Consider the following 23859-nt stretch of genomic DNA (forward strand, 5'->3'; position numbering starts at 1 on the left):
TTTACCACCTATTTTTGCCCACTACAATATGGACAAACGTAGCAAAATTAAGGTAAATAAAAATGGGGCATTTGTAGCTGCTGTATGTTTGTTCATATTTGTGGTACAATTAACGGCTCGTGGCATCCATAAAAGACCGTTGTTGAGCGATAAATATATAGCCTTAACCGATACCGTGCCGGCCAAAGCAAAAGATAAAAAAGGAAAACAAACGAAATTGCCAGCAGGGGGTGATACTGCTAAGTTAAACAAACCTGATTCTACCCAGCGGATTGATACCCTTACTATCTCAAGGGACAGTATAGATGCACCTATTAGCTACGAGGCTTCCGACTCCGGCGTGTTGATCATCCCTACAAAAGATTTTATTTTATATGGCAAAGCCAAAGTGAAAAACAAAGACGTGGCTTTGGATGCTGCTACCATCAAGTACCAGCAAGCTACGCAATTGGTGCAGGCTTATGGGGCTAAGGACACAACCGGCAACCCTTATAGCAAGCCCAACCTTACCCAAGGCGAAACCAAGACCATTAGCGATTCAATACTGTTTAGCCTAAAAACCCTGAAAGGCGTTACCAAAAACACATATGTGCAGGATGGAGAAATGTATGTGAATGCCAATACCCTGAAAAAAGTAAATGGTAGCGATTATTATGGCTATAGGGCACGTTTTACAACCTGCAACCTCGATACCCCTCATTTTGCATTCAGGGCAAGGAGGATAAAACTGGTAACCAACAAGCTGGCCGTAACCGGGCCTACAACGCCCGAAATAGAAGGCGTGCCGCTGCCAGTAGGCATACCGTTTGGCATTTTCCCGCTTGCGCAGGGCAGGCACTCTGGTGTGTTGGCACCCGCATTTGCCACGAGCGAAGACTACGGCCTAGGGCTGGAAGGCTTGGGCTATTACCAAGTATTTAGCGATTACTTGGATGTTACAACTCGCAGCAACTTATATTCCTACGGTGGCTGGTCGCTAAATGTAGCACCTAAATACCAGCGGAGGTATCGCTATGCAGGCGGGCTAAGCGTTACTTTGCAAAAGACCAAGTCACTAAACAGGGCTACTTATGGCTACCTTACGCCCGAAGAATTTAATTCTACCAGTTCATATATGATTAACTGGAACCATAGCCAAGACCCACGGGTAAGGCCAGGTACCAACCTGAGCGCAAACGTGAATTTTGGCAGTACCAGATACAACTCTACCATACTTAACAACCCTTATGCAAATTTTCAAAACCAGTTGAGTTCCAACGTTAACTATTCAAAAGATTTCAGGGGCAAAGGCAATGTATCGCTCAATTTCAACCATAGCCAAAACAGCGTTACCCATTTGGTGAATGTAATATTGCCCACAGTTACGGGCAGCATAGTAACGTTTTATCCCTTACAGAAAAAAGAAGCAGTAGGCACACCCAAATGGTACGAAAAACTAGGCATAGGCTACAGTGGCAATTTTACTAACCAAGTAGCCTTTTACGATACGGCCTTCAAGTTCAAACAAGTGTTAGATACCTTGCAATGGGGGGCAACGCATAGCATACCTATTTCCATTGCCTTGCCACAACTTGGCCCGGTAACCATCTCCCCAGGTGTTTCCTTGGAGCAAAAATGGTATGGCCAATCCTTCACCCGACGGTGGAACGGAAAATCCATTGATACTATTATTCAAAAAGGATTTTATACAGGCACGCAAACCAGTTTTGGTATAAGTGCCAATACCCGCCTTTTTGGCACCTATGGCTTTGGCAAAAAAAGCAATATCGTGGCTATCAGGCACGAGGTGAGGCCAAGCGTTAGTTTCAACTACACGCCCGATCTAGCAAGCGGCACCCACTATACCACGCAAGTAGATACTTTTGGGCACCAACTTAGGTTTTCAAAATTTGATGGCGTTATACCTGGTGCATATTCTGAGGGCAATTCTGGTTCTATCAGTTTTGGCATAGACAACCTGCTGGAAATGAAAGTGAAAGATAAAAAAGACAGTACCAAAACCGATGCCACCAAGAAAGTAAAGCTAATAGATGGTTTTGGTTTCAATTCCTCGTACAATTTATTGGCAGACAGTTTTGCCCTTGCGCCTTTCCAGTTTTATGCACGTAGCACGTTGTTCTCGGTTGTAAATATTTCCGGAAGCCTTTCCATGGATCCCTATTCCGTTGACAAATATGGGTATAGGCAAAAAACCTATTCGCTGGCTACCAATGGCAAACTTGGCCGCATTACCAATGGCAATATTGCCCTTTCTACTTCCTTTAAAAGTAAGCCAAAAGATGGTAAAACGGACAAAGACAGGATGCCTAACGACCCATTCATGACCCCAGAGGAGCAGCAGCAGCAATTGCAATATGCACGCAGTAACCCCGCAGAATATACCGATTTCAATATACCTTGGTCGCTTAGTTTGTCTTATTCGCTCAACTATACCAAGCAATTGCAGGCCAATTATATATATGCCAACCTCATTACGTCCAGTATCAATTTCAATGGCGATTTCAGCCTGACAGAAAAATGGAAAGCAGGCGGCACTGGCTATTACGATTTTAATGCAGGCAGGCTGCAACAGCTTAGCATGTTCATTACCCGCGAGATGCACTGCTGGCAAATGGCCATCAATGTAAACCCCATTGGCCTTTACCGCTCCTTCAACATTACCATCAGCCCCAAGGCGGGTATTTTGCGTGATTTAAGGATTAATAGGAACAGGACTTTTTCTAACTATTAATAGAGTGGTTTGGCAAAGCATTGGATTTACCCATATACACTAAAGTCCTAAATGTCCCAGAAGTCCCAACATTTACCACTTCCATAAGACAATATCCCCCCATATAGGATTCTTCTTTTGGAAATTTCATATATCCTGCCCAACTTTACATTGTATGTGCTTTATGCCCCTTTAGGGGTTGGGGGTGCATATGGGCTTTACGTTACTTTAGGTGATAGGGTTTGGCTAGCATTGGGATTCAAATTTCGAAGAATAAATAGTCATTTTATAGTCAATAAATGGTCATTCTATAGTCATTTTCTTATACATAAATAGAGATTTTATAGTCATAAAATCTCTCAAAATTACTGCTTAAAGAATAATAAAATAATGTATTTCAATGAGTTATAATCAAGAAATAACTCCAAAAATTGCATAAAAGAAAAAATTCATGAAAAAGCACTAGAATTTATACCTACAACAACACTAATTTTTTAGCACAAACGCCCAAATATTATAATGTTTTCAATAAATTTGGATAAATAATCTGCAATGGATTTACTATTAATAAAACAATCTATTTATAGCAAGGTAAATGAAATTGAAAACCAACAGGTTTTGGAATATATTTCATCCACAATAGATGATGCTACTGGCAATGGCAAACCAAAAACAGTTGATGGATTAACTGAAACAGAAACAAAGTCAATGTTTAAAGCTATCCGCCAGGAAGATGCTGGGATAGGTATACCGCATGACCAAGTAATGAAAAAACTAAAATCAACTTTTAAGCATGGTGCTGGAAGTAGTTTGGATGCCGGAAGCAGTGGATGATTTATTGCGAATTATACCATACCTTACCATTGAATGGGGAGAAAAAGTAACGACTGAATTTGAGCTTGTTTTGGATGCTAAGTTAAACGTATTGCTATGCAGCCTTCCATCGGCAAGAAGTCAGAAGCTGGGCAGCATATAAGAAGCACTTTAATTACAAGGCACAACCGCATGTATTATAGAATGGGGACTAATCAAATAGAAATATTGAAAATATTTGACACACGTCAAGACCCTCGTAAAAATCTTTTGGAATAAACAATTTTTTTTGAAAAGAGCTACTATTAACATTTACATTCATTTTTCGTATATTTATAAAGTAGTAATACTTGTGCCAAAAATAATATTACAGTCTATTCGTTGATGAATTAATCATAGAAAACATAAATCATGAATATCGGCATACCAAAAGAAATCAAAAACAATGAAAACCGCATTGCTATTACGCCATCAGGAGTGGTGCAGCTTGCCAAGGCAGGCCATAATGTGTTTATACAGAAAGGGGCGGGGCTAGGTTCTGGCTTTGCCGATACTGAATTTGCAGATGCAGGCGCATCCATAGTAGATACCGCAGCAGAAGCTTGGCAGCAAGAAATGGTAATGAAAGTAAAAGAACCCATTGCCGTTGAATATGGTTATTTCAAGGAAGGGCTTATCCTGTTTACCTACTTGCACCTTGCCCCCGAGCCAGAGCTTACAGAAGCACTGCTTGCCAAAAAAGTAATAGGCATTGCTTACGAAACCGTGCGTGCTGCCAATGGCACATTGCCATTGCTTACGCCCATGAGCGAGGTAGCAGGCAGGATGGCCACCCAAATAGGCGCACAGTTCCTGGAAAAAGTACATGGCGGAAAAGGTATTTTGCTAGGCGGCGTTCCGGGGGTAAAAAGTGGTAAGGTAACCGTTATAGGTGGTGGCGTTGCTGGCACACAAGCTGCTAAAATAGCGTTAGGGCTAGGGGCGCAGGTAACTATTTTAGATATTAGCCTAGACAGGCTCCGGGAGCTGGACGACCTTTTCGGCGGCAAGGTAGCTACCCTTACTTCTACAGTTTATAATATTGCCTTGACGGTAAAAGAATCTGATTTGGTAATTGGAGCCGTATTAATTCCTGGTGCAAAAGCCCCAAGGCTGGTAACGGAAGACATGATTAAAACAATGGAGCCCGGATCGGTAGTGGTGGACATAGCCATAGACCAAGGCGGCATTTTTGAAACTACAGACAAAATTACTACCCACGACAATCCTGTATATATAAAACATGGCGTTGTGCATTATGCAGTGGCCAATATGCCAGGTGCTGTGCCTCGCACATCTACCATTGCATTAACCAATGCCACCATACCTTATGCGCTGCAAATAGCCAACAAAGGCTACAGGAAAGCGTGTCAGGAAAACAAGGAGTTATTGCCGGGCATCAATACGTTAGATGGCTATGTTACCTACAAAGCCGTTGCTATTGCGCAAGGATTGCCATATAAAGAAGCTGGTGAATTGCTTGGGTAATTAATGTAGCTAAGGCACGAAAACACAAAGAAGCACAAAGAAAAAAACAAAAAAAGGTTTTTGGAAAACACAAAGCCCTTTCTTTTCTTCTTAATTTTCTTTGTGCCACTTTGAGCCTTTGTGCCTTGGTGGCTAAAAAATCACGCTATTGTTGTAGCAAAGTGTTGCATCAAGCTAGTAAATGCTTCCACACTTTCCAAAGCCAGCGCATTGTACATGCTTACCCTGACGCCGCCAACCGTACGGTAGCCTTTCACGCCTACCATGCCTTCTTGCTTGCATAGTTCCAAAAATGGCGCTTCATGTGCTGGGTTGCTCAAAAAGAACACGGCGTTCATGCGGCTTCTATCTTCTACATTTATCCTGCAATCAAATGTTGACAAAGTGTCAATGGTGCTATACAATAAATTGCATTTTTCCAAGCTCCTTCTTTCCATCTCGGCTAGGCCGCCTTCGGCTTTTATCCAGCGGAGGGTAAGCATAGCCACATACACGGCAAACACAGGCGGCGTATTCATTAAAGAATTGGCCTCTATATGTTTTTGATAATCCATGATGGAGGGTATAGGGCGTTTTATAGTGCCTAATAAATCTTTCTTTACCAATACTACGTTTACGCCCGCAGCACCCATGTTTTTCTGTGCGCCTGCATACATGAGAGAGAATTTGCTAAAATCCATCTCCCGGCTAAAAATATCGCTGCTCATGTCTGCAACAATTGGCACATCAGTGTCTGGCAGGCTGTGCCACTGCGTGCCTTCCACGGTATTGTTGGAGGTGATGTGCAGGTATTTTGAAGTATTTGGCACAGTAAACCCTTTATTGATATAAGTGTAGCTTTTATCTTTTGAAGATGCCACCACATCTACCTTGCCAAACAACGATGCTTCTTTAATGGCTTTGCTTCCCCATACGCCATGGTCGCAATAAGCGGCGGTTTCATTGCTGTCCAATAGGTTCATCGGTATCTGCATAAACTGGGTAGTGGCACCGCCATGCAGGAAGATAACATCATAGCTATCGTCCAGTTGCATCAATTCCTTTACCAACGAGCGGGCTTCTTCCATCACCGTCATAAAATGGGGCGTGCGGTGGCCTATTTCTAGGATAGACAAGCCTGTATTGTTGAACTCGATAATGGCCTCGGATGCCTGCTGTAAAACCGTTTGCGGCAAGATTGACGGCCCAGAATTAAAATTGTGCTTCTTCATCTTTTACTACTTTGGGGTTGCAAGGTAATAATAAGTAGTAAGTAGTAAGTGATAAGTTGTAAGTTAAAGGTCGTAAGTCATAAGTCGTTAGGTATAAGGCCTGTGCTACTTGTGAAAGTTATTCGTAAGAACTATTACCAACTTAGTACTTACTACTTGCGACTTACCACTCTTATATCCTCTCCGTTTTATCTACAATATCCCGAACAATTACATCTAGTTCTTTTGCTGAATCATAAATAAGCGATAAAACTTTTGCGTTGTCGGCTTTTTTGTCAGTATCATTTTCCAGCATATCTATCAACCCCATCAACCTAGCCAATGGTGCCCTAACTATGTGCGATTGCACCCATGCTATGTCGCGCAACTTGGCATTTTGTTGCTGTATGTTTTGCAAGTTTTTCTTTTGCTCGGTTACATCACGTTGTATAGATACCCAGTGCGATACCTTGCCCTTGCTGTCTGCCACAGGTGCCACGGCAATGCTTACCCAAAAAGGCTCGCCCGATTTTTTGTAATTGATAATTTCCACGGTGCAAGGCTGCCCGGTTTTAAAAGCTTCTTCAAGTCTTACAATCTCCCCCGTGTCTGTATCCTCGCCACGCAGATGGTTTTGCAGCTCGTCCATCAATTCCTCGAACGAATAACCCGTCATATCAAAAAATGCCTGGTTGGCAAAAATAACTACCTGTTTATTTAGGGTAGCAGGGTGTACCTCGGTAATAACAACGCCTTCTGTAGAGTTGGAAAGGGCAGATTCGAACAATTTCAACCTCGTTTCTTCTTGTTTTAGCTGCGTAATGTCTTCCAAATACCCATACCATATAGTACTGCCATTTTCTTTACGCTCTGGATGTGATGTAGCTTTTAGCCATTTTACGCTGCCATTTGAATTTATCACTCTGTATTCTTGGTTCCAAACGGTTAGATTTTGCTGCGACACTTCCCTTGCAGGCAGGAAACGGGCATAATCTTCGGGTGGTATAGCAGAAAAGGCAAGGGAAATATCCTGCTGCAATTTCTCCACGGTAACCCATGGCATCAATTGTTCAATTGCTTTGCCCATGAATGGGAAAGATGCTTTACCATCTGCATCCAATTCATATTCATAAATGGCCGCAGATACTTTTTCAGTAAGTTTTAGCAAGCGGTTGTGGCTTTTCGCCATTGCTTCCTCTGCCTTTATACGGTCTGTAAGGTCGTGGATAGAACCAATCAGCCTTATACACTCATTCTTTTGGTTATAGATAGGCGTAATGCTAATTTCCCCAATCATTTTTTTATTGGGGTATTCAAGCGTTTCTTGCCAGCGTGTCAGTTTTTGCTCTTTTATGGCTTCGCCAATTTTTTCCATTGCAATAAACAAGGCTTTTTTTGGTAGTATTTCATGCAAGTAGCTCCCCACTATTTTTTGCATTGGCAGGCCAGTTGTGGTTTCAAATGCCTTGTTCACCAATGAAAAGCAGTATTGCCTTTCGCCAGCAACTTCCAATACAAATACTGCATCGGTAACCGTGTCGAAAATGGAAGAGAGCAATTGCTCCCGCTCTACCCTGTTTTTTTCGTATTCCTTCCGCTTGTTGATGTTTCTTGCAACAATTATTTTCTTTAGTAGCCTTCCATCTGCATCATAAAAGTTATTGGAAGTGTCTTCCCGCCAAACATAGTACCCATCCTTGTGCAAGGCACGGAACTCGTAGCGGATGCTGTCTGGCTTTTCTTCTTCAATCACCTTTAGTGCCAATTTTACTTCTGCCACATCTTCTGGATGTACTAGGTTAAGTATTGCTTCTTCATTCCTTGCGTTTGATTCTTCAAATGTATATCCTAGTATTTGCTGGTAGGCTGGCGAGGTATAAATGATATGCCCATTTTCAAAAACCATGATGCCATCCGAAGTGTTTTCGGCAATAAACCGAAACTTCCCTTCGCTTTCCTCTATGGCAGTTTTATTTTCTTTCTCTTTGTCAATTGCCGCTTGCAATGCTGAATTCCGTGTTTTTAACAAGTCGTTTGTCTTAGTAATTTCCTTTATAAGGCTATTGTTTTTATTGAGGATGGGTATAAAAATAAATACGGCCTCTACAATCAAAAGAGTTATTGCTATAACAAGAAAGCGGGATTCTAGCGATTGTATCTTGGCCAGTTTCTCTTCGCTTTCTTCCTCATAGTTTTTTACTATTGTTTCCATTTTGGGCAAAAAAACAGCTTGCTCCACTATGATGCTATCGACCAAGGCTTTTTTGTGGGCAGTATCAACTGAAAGCAATAGCTGCTTTACTGTACCCAAGATGTTAGAATAAGTAGGTTGTAGGTCTATAAAAAGGCTATCAATGGCAGGTGTGTTCAATAATTTGGGAAATCCCTGCAGCTCGTCGCCATATTGCAGGGCATGTTGCGATTGCTGGAAAAATGCCACTGCCTCGGCTAGTTGGCTTCGTATATCGGTATCATTGCTGGGCTCGCCAATAAGCCTTAGCGAAAGCTGTGTTATTTTCTGCGACAGCATCCGCTGCCTGCCCGCTACATTAATAATAAATGCGTCTTTTTCTTTTTGGTTGATAGCCCTATTGATAAATATGTAACTAATAAAAATTACAGACACAATCAAAACAAGGGCTGCAACATAAGACAGCTTAGTTAATCTGTTATGCATACAATAGTGCTAAATGGATATTCGAGGACTGGATTATGAATAAATGTAAATATATTTTTGAATACTACAAAAATATATAATTTAAAAGAATTAAGCAGCAGCACTTATTGAAAAATTAAACCCAGATTTTGCAATTGACTTCGTTATGAAAGACTCAAATGCTTGTGTTTGAAGTAGTTGAGGCTTGCAATAGATTTCAACTGCAAAATACGGGTTTAACTAAAAACTACGAAAAGCTCCTATACAGCCAAGTCATTGCAAATACTGCTGTAAAGCCCCGAAGGGGTGTTATATACTAGCGATGGATATAGCCCATCGAATAAAGCTAAACACCAGCTGCTTGTAAGGAGACTTTTATGCACCCAGCTATATTGGCCATCATTCATCAATCTAAGTTACTGAAACAGCAGGTGTGTCATTGCTTTTTGCTGAGGACAAAAATATGGCAGGATTTAGTAAGCTGCTCATGGCGGCAAATAATTTTTGCTCTGTAAATGGCTTGGTAAGGCAGGCATTCATGCCTGCGTCAAAATATTCCTGCTCATTGCCTACCAAGGCATTTGCCGTAAGCGCAATAATGGGTATGCGGGCTTTTTCCACGTCTGGCAATTGCCTTATTTTTTTTGTTGCCATTATGCCGTCCATCTCTGGCATCTGCACATCCATTAATACAAGGCTGTAATTATTTTTTTCCAATAGCTCCAATGCTTCTATGCCATTGTTGGCAATGTCAACGGAAAAGCCCCCCGCTTCCAATATTACTCTTGCAAGAAACTGGTTTACCAGCACGTCCTCTGCCATTAATATCCTCTTGCTAGTAAAGGCACTAAAAGCCATTTCCACTGGCTGTATTTCTTCTAAAGCGGTTACCGAGCCTCTAGTATAAGGCAACCTGAAAATAAAACTAGTACCCTTGTTTTCATGGCTGCTTACTTCTATATGCCCACCCTGCATTTCAACTAGGTTCTTGCAAATAGACAGGCCTAGCCCTGTTCCGCCATATTTACGTGTAGTATCCGAAGATGCTTGCACAAAGGGATCGAATATCACGGAAAGCTTGTCTTGCGGTATGCCAATGCCTGTATCGGTTACTGAAAAGTGGATTGTAAGGCCATTTTCATTCTCTCCTGCAATGAAACTACTAACCGTTATGCTGCCTTGTTTAGTGAATTTCAAGGCATTGCTAAGCAGGTTATTTAAAATTTGGCCAAGCCTGTGTGGGTCGCCCTTTATCACTAACCCTGCTGGCAACTTGTTTTGCAATATTAGTTGAATGCCTTTTTCTTCTGCTTTGTACTGGAAAGATTGCAAGGTGGTGTTTAGCTTGTTGGCAATAAAAAAGTCAACCGCTTCAAATTCAAACTTGCCCGATGCTATTTTTTCAATGTCTAAAATATCGTTTACAATAACCACTAGGTTATTGGCCGATTCTGTAATAAGGTTTATATAGTTTTTTTGTTTTTCATCCAGCGTTGTTTTGGCCAATAAGCCCGCAATGCCCAAAATGCCGTGCATGGGCGTGCGTATTTCGTGGCTCATGTTTGCCAGGAAAACTTCTTTTGCCCTGGCTGCATCCTCTGTCATTTTTTTTGCCAGCAATAGTTCTTGCTCTGCCTTTATCCTGTCGCTTATGTCTTGCGAAAAACCAATAATGTATGGTGGGGAACCTGCTTCTTCTACCCTGTAATTTTGATAGAGGAGAAATAGCTTTTCACCATTTTTATGCACTACTCTGAACAAGCCATTTGTTTTTTCGCCATCCAAAATTTTGTCAAGATAGTTTGGTTGAAACTTTTCCTTGTCTTTTTCAGGTATAAAAGCGGCAAGGGATTGCTTAACCATTTCTTCCTCTGTATATCCCAGCGTAGCGCAAAGTGCAGGGTTTACAGACAATATTTTTCCTGTTAAATCGTGCGTGCAAATTAGTGCCTGGCTATAATTGAATAAGTCCCTGTAGCTTTTTTCTTTTTGTGCCAGTTGCTCCTCAACCAATTTTCTTTTAGTTATATTCAAGCCATATCCAATAATTACGGTTACCTCGCCCTGTTCGTTTAGCACAGGATACATATTGCGGATGTGGTACTCAGTTTCGCCTTTCTGGTTTACTATTTTTTCCTCCCATGAGTGCAGGGTTTTCGATTGCATAACCTTGTTGAACAATACCCGCCTTTCTTCCGCTATGCTTATTGGCCTATTCCTGTATGCACAATAGTCTTCATCCCTTTTGCCAACTAGCCACTGCCTTAGCACTGGGTCTTTAATGGCAACGGAGTTTAAAAAAAGGTAGCGGTGCTTGTTGTCGAATACTACAATATCGGCTGGTATATTATTCAATACATTTTCGTAAAACTTCCGCTGCTCCTCCAATTTTTGTTCTACCAATTGCTGTTCCTTGGTTTCCTCCACACTAATTTGGCAAAGAGAAACGGCAAATATCAATTGCTTGCCGTAAACAATAATCGGCCCATTTAATTGGATGTGAGCATTTTGCTTATAAGTTAATGTAATAGGCTCGTCTGTTATTTCTTGAAGCGATTGAAAAGTAGGTTCATCTTCGTGTAGAGAAGGAAAGCTAAAATAATCGCTTAGTATTGCCTGTGGTGGTATGCTGGTAAAAGTATCGGCAAAAGATTGCCCATATTGATGGATGAAAAGCTTTTCATCAACCAATATATAATAAGGGAAAAGGCGGTTAAATTGTGCTGAATCAAAAGAAAAAAAAGCGTTGCTCATTGTTACGTGCCTAAAAATGTAAAGCGCCCACTTGTGATATTTTTTGTTTTAATCCAGCTATCGGATTTGCAGGGCAATAAAAAATGCCATTTTAAAACAGAAAATAATTTGCGAACACAAATTAAGGAATTTCACGGAGGGAGGCAAAAGTAAACACAATAGCCAATGTGGCTTGTAGTATTTTGACTATACCTAATTTGGCATGAAAACGCCTTTATGTGGCAATATAAGTAATACTTTCAAAATAACTTTCCCCATTTCCGAATAGGGTGCATTTCAAAATTTCGTTTTTTGTTGTTTTCAATAGATTTCAATTGCAAAATCTGGGTTTAAGCAGTAGCTTGCACAAAGAATTAAACACAAGCCTTAGTGGATACCATAGAGCTGAAAGAATTTCTTGATTTTAAAACATGCCAATACAATAACCTAGCATTTATTGAACACGACCCCATAGCTATCCCGCACCGATATACACAGAAAGAAGACATTGAAATTGCTGGCTTCCTTGCAGCTACTATAGCGTGGGGCAACAGGAAAATAATCGTGAAAAATGGCCACCGCATGATGGATTTGCTGGGCAATTCACCCTATGATTTTGTAATAAACCACCAAACTAGCCATCTAGAAAAACTAGAAGCCTTTGTACACCGCACTTTTAACGGGGCTGATTTTGCTTATTTCATCAAAGGCCTACAGCATATTTACCAATCGGAAGGTGGCATCGAAAAGGTTTTTGCAGATAATGTATCCAGCGCTTCTTTGCAGCCAGCTATCCATCATTTCAAAAAACATTTTTTTGCTATAACGCACCCACTCCGGGCTACCAAGCACGTATCGGACCCATTAGAAGGCTCAGCCGCAAAAAGGATAAACATGTACCTTAGGTGGATGGTACGGAAAGACAAAATGGGCGTTGACTTTGGCTTGTGGCATAGTATATCGCCAAGCCAGCTTAGCTGCCCATTGGATGTACATTCGGGCAATATAGCTAGGAAACTAGGCTTGCTGGCAAGGGTACAAAACGATGCGAAAGCGGTTGCCGAGCTAGATGCAAGCCTGCGGCTGCTAGACAGCAACGACCCAGTGAAATATGATTTTGCGCTTTTTGGGCTAGGTATTTTCGAGAAGTTTTAGTAAAGTGCTTTTTTGCCACAAAGGCACTAAGTCTCAAAGGGGCACAAAGAAAAAAACGATAGAGCAGTACCTGCTGCAAGTCAATGAATATATGCTGCAAGCGAAAATAACTGGACAAGGCTATATTGAAAGTGCAGTGGTAACTGGCTTTGTAGCCAAGCTGGAAGATGTTTTTAGCAAAAAAATCAATACAACGACCTTGGCTTTACCCCCAATTGCTCGTAGATAAATGAATAAATATACGACTGCACATCGCCACCACTTGCAGAATGGTGGCCAGTATTGCTGCTGGTAACCAACAAAATAGGGTTGCCAGTTTTGTTCTTCTCTTGCAAGGCGGCTACAAATTTGTACGAGTGCATGGGTACTACCCTGTCGTCGTGGTCGCCCGTTATAACCAAGGTTGCAGGATAACCGGCATCGTCTTTTACATTGTGCAGAGGGGAATATTTAAAAATATAGGGGAACTCAATTGGGTTTTTGCTGGTGCCATATTCACTCGAAACTAAATTCCCATTGGTAAATAAGTGGTAACGAAGCATATCAAATACACCAACTTCCGATATAGCAACCTTGCATATATCTGGCCGTTGGGTAATTACTGCACCCACCACTAAGCCACCATTAGAGCCACCCATGATTGCCAATTTGCCTTTTTGGGTATAGCCACTGTCTTCCAAGTATGCTGCTGCCGCAATAAAATCGTCAAAGCTGTTTTGTTTGTTCAGCCTTTGCCCTTTTTTGTGCCATTCCTCGCCATACTCGCCACCACCCCTTATGCAGGGCAAAGCCACTATGCCTCCATTTAGAACAAAGTTTACAAAACCAATATCGAACGAACCCGTGGTGCTAATGCCAAAGCCACCGTAGCCATAAAGCAGCGTAGGCGTTTTGCCATCTTTTTTCATCCCTTTTTTACATGCGATAACCATGGGTATTTGCTCCCCGTCTTTCGATGTTACAAATACTTTTTTCACTTCTAGTTCGTGGGCATCATACGCTGTTACGGTTTGCTCTAGCAAAGTGGTTTTTAGCTTGTCAACATCATATTGGTATGCAACATAAGGATGCAGGCAGGATGCATAGCCAAAGAAAGTAGTATTGCTTTTACTGTCGCCGTCAAACCCAGAAACAGTAGTACCCAATGGAAACGTTATCTTGTTCACAGGTATGCCACTGCTGTCGAAAGTAACGCTACTCCATTCTATATCGGTTAGGTATAGGCAAACTACTTTGTTGCCAACAATGCTTGTTTTCTTTAGCACATTTTTATATTGCCGTATAAAAGGTTTGCTACTGTTTACCGAGTCGGGGTTTAGCAAAACCACCTTGCCTCTAGGCGCATTTTCTAAGGTGCTTGCCAAAAACTGCCCGTTGTATTCTCCAATTATACTATAAGGATAGGCAGAAGATACAAGCAATGAAGGCTTCGCATCTTTTTGATTTTTTATATCTATTTGCCATATTTCATTTGGCTGTGCTGGGTTAAAAAGATTAGTCCTGTAGATAAGTAAATAATGGTTATTGCCCACTATATCAATATGCAATAACATTTTGGGGTTTTCGGGGTCGCTGTAAATCATTTTATCCTCACTTTGCGGTGTGCCTAGTTTGTGGTAATATACTGCTTGGTTTAATAGTTGTTCTGTAAACGCTTCTCCTTTGGTGCTTTCAGGATACCTGCAATAATAAAAACCATCTTCTACCCATTTGATACTACTAAATTTTACCCATTTTATAATGTCTGGCTCGTCTTTCAGCGTATAAATGGTTTTTACTCTTATTTCACGCCAGTCGCTGCCATTCCGCGCCAAGGCAAATGCAAGGTATTTATCATCAGTTGATACGGCAAAATCTTCTAGGCTTACAATCTCTTTTTCGTTTTCCTTGTATTCAAATGGGTCAAGAATCAAGGCTGGTATTTCTTTATAACTTCTTTGAATATATAGTTGTGAGCGATTGGTTATATAGTCCCTCATGCGTTTAAAATAATAGCTGCCCGATTTTTGTATTTTGCCATTTGTAAAATGGCTGTTCAAATCCATTTGATCTTTGACGGGGAATTTTTTAACTAGTTTATCCAAATAATTTCGGGAGAGTGTGTTTTCTTCTGCTACCCATGCTCGGGTTTCTTCCGATGCTGCATTTTCCATCCATCGGTACGGGTCGGCAACAACGGTACCAAAATAATTGTTGGTTACCGTATCTTTTTTGGCCGTTGGGTAAACAAACGGCTGCCCAAAACAGGGGGCAAATGCATAGCTAAGGGCTAGTAGGATTAATGCTCGGGTTGTCATGATGGGTTGTTAACTTTTTTGCTAAAATAAGGGAAATTAGTCATTAGTGGTCCGTCATCAGTGGTCAAAGGTGCATAAAATTTTTTCGCTTTTTTATTTAAAAATCAATCCAGCACAACCTCACCCCTCCCGAATACTGGGACAAATTACCCAAAAGAAAGAGTAACAGGGTAAGGTGACAATATTAGCATATTTTTAATAATATATTTTTATCTTGCTTTCTATTAAAATAGTTTCAGTTTTGCCATTTTTGCGGGATTTTTACGCTTTTTCTTTTTTCAAAAATCGTTGCCAACCTTGTAAGCCATTGATTATCAACAAAAACATCAAATTTTTGTGCGCATTTTGTGCTTATTTTGTGCTTATTTTATGCGTAATTTGTGCTTTGTTTGTGTGTATTTTATGCTCATTTTATGCCTGCTTTGTGTGTATTTTAGACCCATAAATACAAGACGAAAGTTTGAGACTACAACTATCTTAATATTAGTAAAAAAAGAACTACGATTGAAATGCCAAGACACTAGTTTTGTAAGTAGTTTGTATCAAGTGCATTTCTAGGACAAAGATAAGGTTTTATAGATTTGGGGGGTATGAGGACGAAGCGAAAAAGTTTTATGCACTTGGTCATCAGTCATAAGTTATGAGTTGTAGGGATAAGAAAGACGGGGAGGCAGCAGTAATTAGCCCATTTTAAATGTTACCTTTTTAGCTGAGGTTACTTTAACAATGTTACTTACCTACTCAATACCCACAACTGACCACTCACTACTGACCACTCACTACTGACCACTCACTACTTCCGCCCTGCGTATCCCCTAACCCCTTACCTTTGCCGCTCATTTTAAAAAATACTATGCAGACGGATAAGAACACGGTGATTGGGATGGTACTTTTAGGCATTTTGTTTTTTGCCTATTTCTATTTCAGCAACCAGCAACAACAGGTTTTGGCAAAAGAAAAGCAACACCAAGAAGATTCTTTGAACAGGATAAAAGCCACCCAGCTAAAACTACAAGACACCAGCAGGCTAAACCAAGCCTATTTAAAGAAAGACACGCTTGACAAACTAACAGCAGCAGGCGATTTCTCCACGGCAGCACTAGGCACAGAGCAACTACTAACCGCAGAAAACGATGTAATAAAAGTGACGTTTAGCAACAAAGGAGGCAGCATAAAAAAAGTAGAGCTAAAAAAATATACTTCGCATGTAACAGGGGGCAATATTATTTTGGGTAACAATGCTTACGACAAATTAACCTACAACATCAACACTGGAAGCAACAATGCAAACACGGCAAGCAGCTTGTTTTTTACCGCAGCACCGCCAGTAACCAATGCAGACAATAGCCAGACCATTAGTTTTAGTATTGCTGCCAAAAACGGGCAAAGCATCACCCACCAATATACCATCAAGCCAAATAGCTATACCATAGGCTGGAACATAGCCATGAACGGTGCCGATAAGCTACTGAGCAATGGCAACCTGAACATGCAATGGAGCTGGATGACTACGCAAAACGAAAAGTCGTCTATTTATGAAAGGCAGATGAGCAATATTTGTTTTAGCGAGGATAACCAGTTTGACTATATATCTTCTAAAAAAAGCCATTTGTTTGAAAAGCCAGTGCAGTGGGTAGGCGCAGTGCAGCAGTTTTTCAATACTACCCTTATTGCCAAAAATAGTTTTGCAGGCGGCGAGGTAAAATGGGAGCGCAGCACAGACAAAGACACTACCAACACCTTGGCCACAATAGATGCAGCTTTGCAATTGAAAGTACCGGTAGCGGCAACTGCCAACATACCATTAGAACTGTACTATGGCCCTAATGAATACCACATACTAAAAAGCCAAGACAATGAGATGGATAAAATCATCAACCTTGGCCGTGATATTTATTCTTTCGTGCGCCCCGTGAACAAGTACGTAATCATGCCTGTTTTTGAGTTTTTTGCCAAGTTAATGACCAACTATGGCTGGGCAATTTTGCTGCTTACGCTTTTTATCCGTTTGTTTACAGCCCCATTGATGTACGGAAGCTACCTAAGCGGAGCCAAAATGAAAGTATTGAGGCCAGAACTGGATATACTGAAAAAGAAATTTGGCGAAGACCAGCAAGGGTTTGCCATGGAGCAGATGAAACTGTTCAGGGAGGCGGGCGTAAACCCATTGGGTGGCTGCATACCTGCCTTGTTGCAGATACCTATTTTCTTTGCCTTGTATAGTTTCTTCAACTCCAATATTGCCTTGCGTGGTCAGTCGTTCCTTTGGAGCCACGATTTGTCTTCTTACGATGTCATAGCAACGTTACCATTCTCGGTGCCATTTGGTTTTGGCGACCATATTAGCTTGTTTACTATCACTGCGGTATTAACCAGTTTTGCTATCTCGCTGTACAATATGGGCAATACCCCAACGCAAGATAACCCAGCCATGAAGTACATGCCGTACATTTTCCCATTCATGATGCTGTTTTTCTTCAACCGTTTGCCATCGGCGCTTACTTGGTATTATACGGTATCCAATACCATTACCTTGTTGTTGCAGTTTGTAATACAAACCTATATCATTGACCATACAAAAATATTGGCCAAGATGCAGGAAGTGCGTACCAAGCCAAAAACAAAAAGCAAATGGCAAGAACGCTACTCGCAGGTAATGGAAAGCCAGAAAAAACTGGAAGACATGAAGAATAAAACAACTAGTAAGAAATAGAGGTTACTAGCCAGTATTTTTTGCCACAAAGGCACAAATGAGCCTTTGTGGCAAAAAATATCGTGGATGCAACAAATCACTTTTATCTTGGTTTAATATAAAGGAACATTTACATTGCATCCGCAAATATTGGTTTGCAAATTATTTTTATTCATCAAAAAAAATCATACACATGACACGTAATGCAACAGCCGTATGGAACGGTTCTGGAAAAGAAGGCAATGGCCACCTTACTACTCAAAGCACCACGCTAAACCAAACACAGTATTCATTCAACTCACGCTTTGCAGAAGGCGTTGGCACCAACCCCGAAGAGTTGGTTGCAGCGGCACATGCAGGTTGTTTTACCATGAAATTGAGTTTTGTTTTGGGTGCCGCAGGGTTTACCCCAACAAGCATTGAAACAAAATGCGAGATTACTTTAGACAATGGTGCCATCACCAAATCGCACCTGATTGTAAAAGCAAGCATCCCAGGTATTGACGCTGCAACATTTGAAGCAAGCATAAAAGATGCAGAAGCCAATTGCCCTATAAGCAAGCTGTTCAACACAGAAATTTGCACAGATGCTAGCTTGGTGTAATGGATAGCAGATATTAACAATTAGCCACTAAAGCACGAATACACAAAGAGGCATAATCAACAAGAAAAAAAGTCTTTTTTCTTGTTGATTATGCCTCTTTGTAATTTTACCTGCAAGCCAATTGGATACCCAACACGAATTCGGGCTGATGTAGCCTATTTAAAATATCTACATCTACATAGCCTAACAAGCACATTGAATTTTTCCACCTCCTTCACTTGCTTTAGTTCCTTCGGTTGCATAGCCGTCAAATTTCCACCATTCAATACCACCCATTAGCTCTTTAACTTTAAAACCTAGTTTTGACATATTCAAAGCACCCTTTGTTGACGCATTGCATCCAATCCCATCACAGTATGTAACATATACAAACGCTTTATCTAAATGCTTTGTACTTTCCTCATTCATTTCGCGGTGAGGGATATTGATTGCCGTTGGAATATGTTCGGCTTCAAAACCAAATGCTTTTCTTGCATCAATGGCAATAATTTTTTCGCCATTGTTTAAGGCATCAAACAAATCTGATGGGTCCATTTCAAAAGCCAATTTGTTTTCGTAATGTTTAATTTGATGTTCCATGTTTTTTAAAATTTATTTTCTGATGATCAATACTGCAAAACTAATACAGCATACACCCGTTTGAAAACGAAAAGAATTCATCATAATCATTCATTATTTTCATACAAATCCAATAGCCAAATTTTGTTACTTTACACATAATTTATCAACCGGAAAATGGAAATAAGGCATCTAAGGCTCATCAAGGCAATTGTGGAGGAAGGCAGCATAACAAAAGCCATTGACAAGTTGTACTTGACACAATCTGCGTTGAGCCATCAACTTAAAGAAGCCGAGTATCAATTAGGTACGAAAATATTTCTCCGTAATCATAAGAAATTAGTTTTGACAAAGGCAGGGGAGAAATTGTACCAAACTGCAAATGAGATACTTGCCAAACTATCAGACACAGAAAAAGAAATTAAACAGCTAATTTTTGGCGAAATTGGCGAAATTAGAATTAGTACAGAGTGCTATTCAAGTTATCATTGGTTGCCTTCGGTTTTAAAGCAATTTCATTTGCTCTATCCCAATATTGAACTACAAATTGTAATGGAGGCCACTCATTATCCTTTACAAAAACTACAAGAAAATGTTATAGACATTGCTATCACCAGCGACCCAGTAAAAGATGAAAATATTAAATACTTAGAACTCTTTCAAGATGAAATGCTAATGGTAGTTTCAGAAAACCACCATTGGGTTGATAAAAAATTTGTAGTTGCCGAAGATTTTGTAAACGAACATTTATTGATACATTCTTTGCCAATAGAAACGGTAACGGTTCATCAATTCTTGTTAGCACCAGCAAACATAAAACCTAAAAAAATTACAGCTTTACCACTTACAGAAGCATCAATAGAAATGGTAAAAGCCGATATGGGAATTATGGCAATGGCAAAATGGGCTTTGCAGCCTTACCTAAAAAATAATTCGATAAAAGCAATTAAAATTGGCAAGAATGGACTAAAAAGAAAACATTACATAGCTATTATGAATAATAAAACGTACCCAGAATATTTCAATCACTTTATATCGTTTTTACAAACTGAAATAAACTTGCAATGGAACATATAATTAGAAAATGTGAAGAAAAGGATTTACCTGTTTTAGTAGAATTATGTAAAAAACATTCGGACTTTGAACAGTCGCCATACAATCCAAAAGGTAAACTACAACAATTAAGTAAAGCAATTTTTTCAGACAGTCAAAAATTGTTTTGCTACCTTATTGAATGTGATGGACTAATAGCAGGTTACTTTTCCTATACTTTTGACTTTTCAACTTGGGACGCAAATTCATTTTTATATTTGGACTGCTTATATTTAGAACCCGACTTTCGAGGCCTTAGAATTGGTGTATCAGTTTTCGATAAACTCAAAATAATTGCAAAACAAAACGATTGTATAAACATTCAATGGCAGACACCAATATTCAACGAAAGAGCCATAAAATTTTATAATCGTATTGGCGGTACAGGCAAAGAAAAAGTAAGATTTTTCATAGACATACATTAGGCTAGATAAGAATGGGAAAGTTATTTTGCCACCATTCCTTCCAGTCTAGGTAGCAATTTCTTTTCCCACTTATGCCTCCAAAAATGCCTTCACCACATCCTCGGTTTCTAGGCAGGCTTTTTGCAATTCATCGTTAAGGATTATTTTATTGAAATGGTGCTTGAACGAAATTTCGTAGGCAGCTTTGTTTACCCTCGTTTGCAGGCTTTCCTCTGTTTCTGTGCCACGGCTAGCAAGGCGTATTTTCAATGCGTCAACACTTGGCGGCTCAATAAAAATACTCAGCGACTGGTTTGGATATTGCTGCTGCACATGGATAGCCCCTTTTACGTCTATGTCTAGCATAGGCACTTTCCCATCGCCCCAAATACGATCCAGTTCCGTTTTCAACGTGCCATAAAAAGTTCCTTGGTACACCATCTCCCACTCTATAAATGCCTGCTCGGTAATTTTCTGGTTAAAATCTTCCAGTTCCAAAAAATAATAGTCCTGCCCGTCAACTTCCTGCCCACGTTTTTTGCGGGTAGTGGCAGAAATAGAAAATGCCAATACAGGGTAATGCTGTAGCAGGTAACGGGTAATAGATGTTTTCCCAGCACCAGAAGGGGCAGTAATAATGATGATTTTATTATCCATGTGCAAAGCAATTTTAAGATTCAACCCCTTTTAGGAAATAACGATGCTGTTTTATAAAAACAAAACTATATAGTTTTATGGCTGCCATCGCAGAATGGTGCATTTTTAGTGTGCTTGCAGTTGCACAGCCACACTTCCCCATCTTCTTCCGCCGTGAATTTCAGGCTTTTAAAAGGCATGTTCAGTTGCCCGTCTTCTTCTGTTGCAAGGGTTTTATGGCTGCCATCGCAAAAAGGGTTCTTGGCACTAAGGCCGCAAGTACACCATGCGTATGTTTTGCCTTTTTCTACAACTATGCTGGTGGGGTATGGGGTAAATACTTTTGGGTAATCGCTCATGAAATTAATTTAGCTACAAAGAATAAACACGAATTAAAGGCAATTGCTGCAATTACTGTTTTATTCTTTTTTAGGGCTTAATGAAATGGGGAAAAGTTGTTCGAGGGGTAGTGTCATCTGGCTTTAAATAACTGGGAAGAAAAGTAGGCACTCGCCTCAATTTGTACATATCCTTAGAATACTAAAATAAAACCACTTACAATTAGTCAACCTGTTACTCCCCCTCTGCTTTGTACTTGCTCCCTTTCCTTTCGGAGAGGGCTGGGGTGAGGTATCTCCATTGCAATTTCATGTCCCCACAACACAAAAACCTACAACTCATAACCTAAAACCTACAACTCTTCCTGTTACTAAATTGTAAATCCCCTCATTTCATTTTTTCCCCACGCCGTAAAGCCTTACCTTTGCAACTTCAAAAGCAGCTATAAACATTACTAAAAATCTGCATAACCCTTTATGATATTGGGTTTGCGGCATTGTTTGTAGCGTAAACAAATAATAATGGACATAAGAAACATCGCAATTATTGCACACGTTGACCATGGCAAAACGACTTTGGTTGACAAAATTTTACACCAAACCAACGTTTTCCGTGCCAATCAGGAAACTGGGGAGCTGATAATGGATAGCAACGACCTAGAAAGGGAACGTGGCATTACCATTTTTTCCAAGAACGCTTCTGTAATGTACAAAGGCGTAAAAATTAACGTTATCGATACCCCAGGTCACAGTGACTTTGGTGGTGAGGTAGAGCGTGTATTGAAAATGGCCGACAGCGTTATCCTGTTGGTAGATGCGTTTGAAGGCCCTATGCCACAAACCCGTTTCGTGTTGCAAAAAGCATTGCAACTCAATTTGAAACCAATGGTGGTTATCAATAAAGTAGACAAACCAAACTGCCGCCCAGACGAAGTGCACGATGCGGTATTTGAATTGTTCTTTACTTTAGATGCTACCAACGAACAGTTAGATTTCCCTACCTTCTACGGTAGCGGTAAAAACGGCTGGTTCAATAGCAAAAACGAACAATGCGAGGATATTACCCCATTGTTAGATGGTATATTACAATATGTGCCTGCACCAAAAATACCTGAAGGAACGTTGCAGATGCAAATTACCTCATTGGATTATTCAGCCTTCCTTGGCCGTATAGCCGTGGGTCGTGTAGCCCGTGGCAGCATCAGCGAAGGACAGCCTTTTAGCTTGATGCGTACCGATGGCCGTATCCAACGCTCTAAAGTAAAAGAATTATACATTTTTGAAGCTTTGGGCAAACGTAAAGTAACAGAAGTACTAGCTGGCGACATTTGCGCTGTGGTAGGTATTGAAGACTTTACCATTGGCGATACCATTGCCGATATTGAAAACCCAGAAGCATTGCCTATCATCAGTGTTGACGAGCCTACCATGAGCATGATGTTCAGCATCAACACCTCGCCTTTCTTTGGTAAAGATGGTAAATTCGTTACATCTCGCCACTTGCGTGATCGTTTGATGAAGGAAACAGAAAAAAACCTTGCCCTAAGGGTAGAAGATACAGACAGTGCCGATAGCTTCTTGGTTTTTGGCCGTGGTATCCTGCATTTGGGTGTATTGATAGAAACCATGCGCCGTGAAGGTTACGAGCTTACTGTTGGTAACCCACAAGTATTGATAAAATATGTGGATGGCAAAAAACACGAACCGTTTGAAAACTTGGTAGTAGATGTGCCAAGCGATTTCAGTGGCAAGGTAATAGACCTTGTTACCCAACGCAAGGGCGAAATGCTGATCATGGAAAGCAAGGGCGAAATGCAGCACCTTGAATTTGAAATCCCTTCAAGGGGGTTGATAGGTTTGCGTTCGCAAATGCTCACCAGCACTGCAGGTGAAGCTGTAATGGCACACCGCTTTATAGAATACAAACCATGGAAAGGCCCTATACCCGGCCGTAGCAATGGTGTGTTGATTTCTAAAAGCACAGAAAAAACAACAGGTTACTCTATTGATAAATTGCAAGACCGTGGCCGTTTCTTCATCGATCCCAACGAGGAAGTATATACTGGCCAGATAATAGCCGAGCATATCAAGCCAGGCGATTTGGTAGTTAATGCTACGGAAGCCAAGAAACTAACCAACCACCGTGCCAGCGGCAGTGATGATGCTACCCGCATCACCCCTAAAACGCTGTTGACACTGGAAGAGTGCATGGAGTACATCCAACAAGACGAGTGTATAGAGGTAACCCCTAAAAACATCCGTATGCGCAAAGTATTGCTAAACGAGGACGAACGTAAGAAAACCTCTAAGAGCATGTCTAGCGAGGCAGTAGGATAATATTTTTTTTATATGTAGAACGGCTGATTCAATTTTAATTGGATTAGCCGTTTTTTTGTTTATAATAAATTTATATTATACAAATTGTCATAATAAAACACCGGTAATAGGTTAATT

The 23859-nt window shown here is 40.6% G+C and carries 17 protein-coding genes; 10 read left to right on the plus strand and 7 right to left on the minus strand.

Annotated features, from left to right (window positions below):
* The first annotated feature begins 28 nt into the window (after positions 1–28).
* The 4 genes from ACHFIY_RS10475 to ald all read left to right on the plus strand — a co-directional run bounded on the left by ACHFIY_RS10475 (position 29) and on the right by ald (position 5050).
* Complete coding sequence (locus ACHFIY_RS10475) at positions 29–2731, plus strand: putative LPS assembly protein LptD (RefSeq protein ID WP_410846040.1); 2703 nt, start codon at positions 29–31, stop codon at positions 2729–2731.
* 531 nt (positions 2732–3262) lie between these two features.
* Positions 3263–3544, plus strand: coding sequence for a hypothetical protein (locus ACHFIY_RS10480; protein WP_410846041.1), 282 nt, complete (start codon positions 3263–3265; stop codon positions 3542–3544).
* Positions 3504–3686, plus strand: a complete 183-nt coding sequence (locus ACHFIY_RS10485; RefSeq protein ID WP_410846042.1) for a hypothetical protein — start codon at positions 3504–3506, stop codon at positions 3684–3686. Before ACHFIY_RS10480 ends, ACHFIY_RS10485 begins: the two co-directional genes overlap by 41 nt.
* A 248-nt stretch (positions 3687–3934) precedes the next feature.
* Positions 3935–5050 (plus strand): alanine dehydrogenase, encoded by a 1116-nt coding sequence (gene ald, locus ACHFIY_RS10490; protein ID WP_410846043.1) that lies wholly within the window; start codon positions 3935–3937, stop codon positions 5048–5050.
* A gap of 140 nt (positions 5051–5190) precedes the next feature.
* On the opposite strand, the gene serC is transcribed toward ald, so the two are convergent.
* The 3 genes from serC to ACHFIY_RS10505 form a co-directional block, all read right to left on the minus strand.
* The gene (gene serC, locus ACHFIY_RS10495; RefSeq protein ID WP_410846044.1) at positions 5191–6261 is read right to left on the minus strand and encodes a 3-phosphoserine/phosphohydroxythreonine transaminase; all 1071 of its coding nucleotides are present in this window, start codon (positions 6259–6261) and stop codon (positions 5191–5193) included.
* Between the two features lie 172 nt (positions 6262–6433).
* Positions 6434–8917 carry a PAS domain S-box protein gene (locus tag ACHFIY_RS10500; protein WP_410846045.1) on the minus strand — a complete coding sequence of 828 codons (2484 nt, stop codon included), beginning with the start codon at positions 8915–8917 and terminating at the stop codon, positions 6434–6436.
* Between the two features lie 390 nt (positions 8918–9307).
* Entirely contained in the window at positions 9308–11650 is a 2343-nt protein-coding gene (locus ACHFIY_RS10505; RefSeq protein WP_410846046.1) for an ATP-binding protein, read from the minus strand.
* Positions 11651–12019: 369 nt separating this feature from the next.
* Between ACHFIY_RS10505 and ACHFIY_RS10510 the strand changes: the two genes are divergently transcribed.
* Positions 12020–12784 (plus strand): TIGR02757 family protein, encoded by a 765-nt coding sequence (locus ACHFIY_RS10510; protein ID WP_410846047.1) that lies wholly within the window; start codon positions 12020–12022, stop codon positions 12782–12784.
* A 185-nt stretch (positions 12785–12969) separates the two neighbouring features.
* Here the strand turns inward: ACHFIY_RS10510 and ACHFIY_RS10515 are convergent, their stop codons facing one another.
* A complete protein-coding gene (locus tag ACHFIY_RS10515; RefSeq protein ID WP_410846048.1) occupies positions 12970–15081 on the minus strand; it encodes a prolyl oligopeptidase family serine peptidase in 2112 nt (703 codons plus the stop codon).
* An 853-nt stretch (positions 15082–15934) separates the two neighbouring features.
* On the opposite strand from ACHFIY_RS10515, the gene yidC reads away from it, so the two are divergent.
* Both yidC and ACHFIY_RS10525 read left to right on the plus strand, forming a co-directional pair.
* Entirely contained in the window at positions 15935–17794 is a 1860-nt protein-coding gene (gene yidC / locus ACHFIY_RS10520) for a membrane protein insertase YidC (protein WP_410846049.1), read from the plus strand.
* 172 nt (positions 17795–17966) lie between these two features.
* Positions 17967–18377, plus strand: coding sequence for an OsmC family protein (locus tag ACHFIY_RS10525; RefSeq protein ID WP_410846050.1), 411 nt, complete (start codon positions 17967–17969; stop codon positions 18375–18377).
* A 183-nt stretch (positions 18378–18560) separates the two neighbouring features.
* On the opposite strand, the gene ACHFIY_RS10530 is transcribed toward ACHFIY_RS10525, so the two are convergent.
* Positions 18561–18956, minus strand: coding sequence for a rhodanese-like domain-containing protein (locus tag ACHFIY_RS10530; protein WP_410846051.1), 396 nt, complete (start codon positions 18954–18956; stop codon positions 18561–18563).
* A gap of 156 nt (positions 18957–19112) precedes the next feature.
* Here ACHFIY_RS10530 and ACHFIY_RS10535 point away from each other — a divergent pair, with 156 nt between their 5' ends.
* Positions 19113–20012 (plus strand): LysR family transcriptional regulator, encoded by a 900-nt coding sequence (locus ACHFIY_RS10535; RefSeq protein WP_410846052.1) that lies wholly within the window; start codon positions 19113–19115, stop codon positions 20010–20012.
* Positions 20000–20452, plus strand: coding sequence for a GNAT family N-acetyltransferase (locus ACHFIY_RS10540; RefSeq protein ID WP_410846053.1), 453 nt, complete (start codon positions 20000–20002; stop codon positions 20450–20452). Before ACHFIY_RS10535 ends, ACHFIY_RS10540 begins: the two co-directional genes overlap by 13 nt.
* 69 nt (positions 20453–20521) lie before the next feature.
* Here ACHFIY_RS10540 and gmk read toward each other — a convergent pair whose 3' ends face one another.
* Both gmk and ACHFIY_RS10550 read right to left on the minus strand, forming a co-directional pair.
* Positions 20522–21088 (minus strand): guanylate kinase, encoded by a 567-nt coding sequence (gmk, locus tag ACHFIY_RS10545; RefSeq protein ID WP_410846054.1) that lies wholly within the window; start codon positions 21086–21088, stop codon positions 20522–20524.
* A 65-nt stretch (positions 21089–21153) separates the two neighbouring features.
* Positions 21154–21426 (minus strand): CDGSH iron-sulfur domain-containing protein, encoded by a 273-nt coding sequence (locus ACHFIY_RS10550; protein ID WP_410846055.1) that lies wholly within the window; start codon positions 21424–21426, stop codon positions 21154–21156.
* A 501-nt stretch (positions 21427–21927) separates the two neighbouring features.
* Here ACHFIY_RS10550 and typA point away from each other — a divergent pair.
* Complete coding sequence (typA, locus tag ACHFIY_RS10555; RefSeq protein WP_410846056.1) at positions 21928–23742, plus strand: translational GTPase TypA; 1815 nt, start codon at positions 21928–21930, stop codon at positions 23740–23742.
* Positions 23743–23859 lie beyond the last annotated feature (117 nt).

It is taken from the genome of Parasediminibacterium schistidii, from assembly GCF_046546515.1.
GTDB lineage: Bacteria > Bacteroidota > Bacteroidia > Chitinophagales > Chitinophagaceae > Parasediminibacterium.

Bases quoted from the DNA above. Each gene is read 5' to 3' on its own strand.
- ACHFIY_RS10475 (WP_410846040.1), top strand. From the start codon at position 29: ATGGACAAACGTAGCAAAATTAAGGTAAATAAAAATGGGGCATTTGTA.
- ACHFIY_RS10480 (WP_410846041.1), top strand. From the start codon at position 3,263: ATGGATTTACTATTAATAAAACAATCTATTTATAGCAAGGTAAATGAA.
- ACHFIY_RS10485 (WP_410846042.1), top strand. From the start codon at position 3,504: ATGGTGCTGGAAGTAGTTTGGATGCCGGAAGCAGTGGATGATTTATTG.
- ald (WP_410846043.1), top strand. From the start codon at position 3,935: ATGAATATCGGCATACCAAAAGAAATCAAAAACAATGAAAACCGCATT.
- serC (WP_410846044.1), bottom strand. From the start codon at position 6,261: ATGAAGAAGCACAATTTTAATTCTGGGCCGTCAATCTTGCCGCAAACG.
- ACHFIY_RS10500 (WP_410846045.1), bottom strand. From the start codon at position 8,917: ATGCATAACAGATTAACTAAGCTGTCTTATGTTGCAGCCCTTGTTTTG.
- ACHFIY_RS10505 (WP_410846046.1), bottom strand. From the start codon at position 11,650: ATGAGCAACGCTTTTTTTTCTTTTGATTCAGCACAATTTAACCGCCTT.
- ACHFIY_RS10515 (WP_410846048.1), bottom strand. From the start codon at position 15,081: ATGACAACCCGAGCATTAATCCTACTAGCCCTTAGCTATGCATTTGCC.
- yidC (WP_410846049.1), top strand. From the start codon at position 15,935: ATGCAGACGGATAAGAACACGGTGATTGGGATGGTACTTTTAGGCATT.
- ACHFIY_RS10525 (WP_410846050.1), top strand. From the start codon at position 17,967: ATGACACGTAATGCAACAGCCGTATGGAACGGTTCTGGAAAAGAAGGC.
- ACHFIY_RS10530 (WP_410846051.1), bottom strand. From the start codon at position 18,956: ATGGAACATCAAATTAAACATTACGAAAACAAATTGGCTTTTGAAATG.
- ACHFIY_RS10535 (WP_410846052.1), top strand. From the start codon at position 19,113: ATGGAAATAAGGCATCTAAGGCTCATCAAGGCAATTGTGGAGGAAGGC.
- ACHFIY_RS10540 (WP_410846053.1), top strand. From the start codon at position 20,000: ATGGAACATATAATTAGAAAATGTGAAGAAAAGGATTTACCTGTTTTA.
- gmk (WP_410846054.1), bottom strand. From the start codon at position 21,088: ATGGATAATAAAATCATCATTATTACTGCCCCTTCTGGTGCTGGGAAA.
- ACHFIY_RS10550 (WP_410846055.1), bottom strand. From the start codon at position 21,426: ATGAGCGATTACCCAAAAGTATTTACCCCATACCCCACCAGCATAGTT.
- typA (WP_410846056.1), top strand. From the start codon at position 21,928: ATGGACATAAGAAACATCGCAATTATTGCACACGTTGACCATGGCAAA.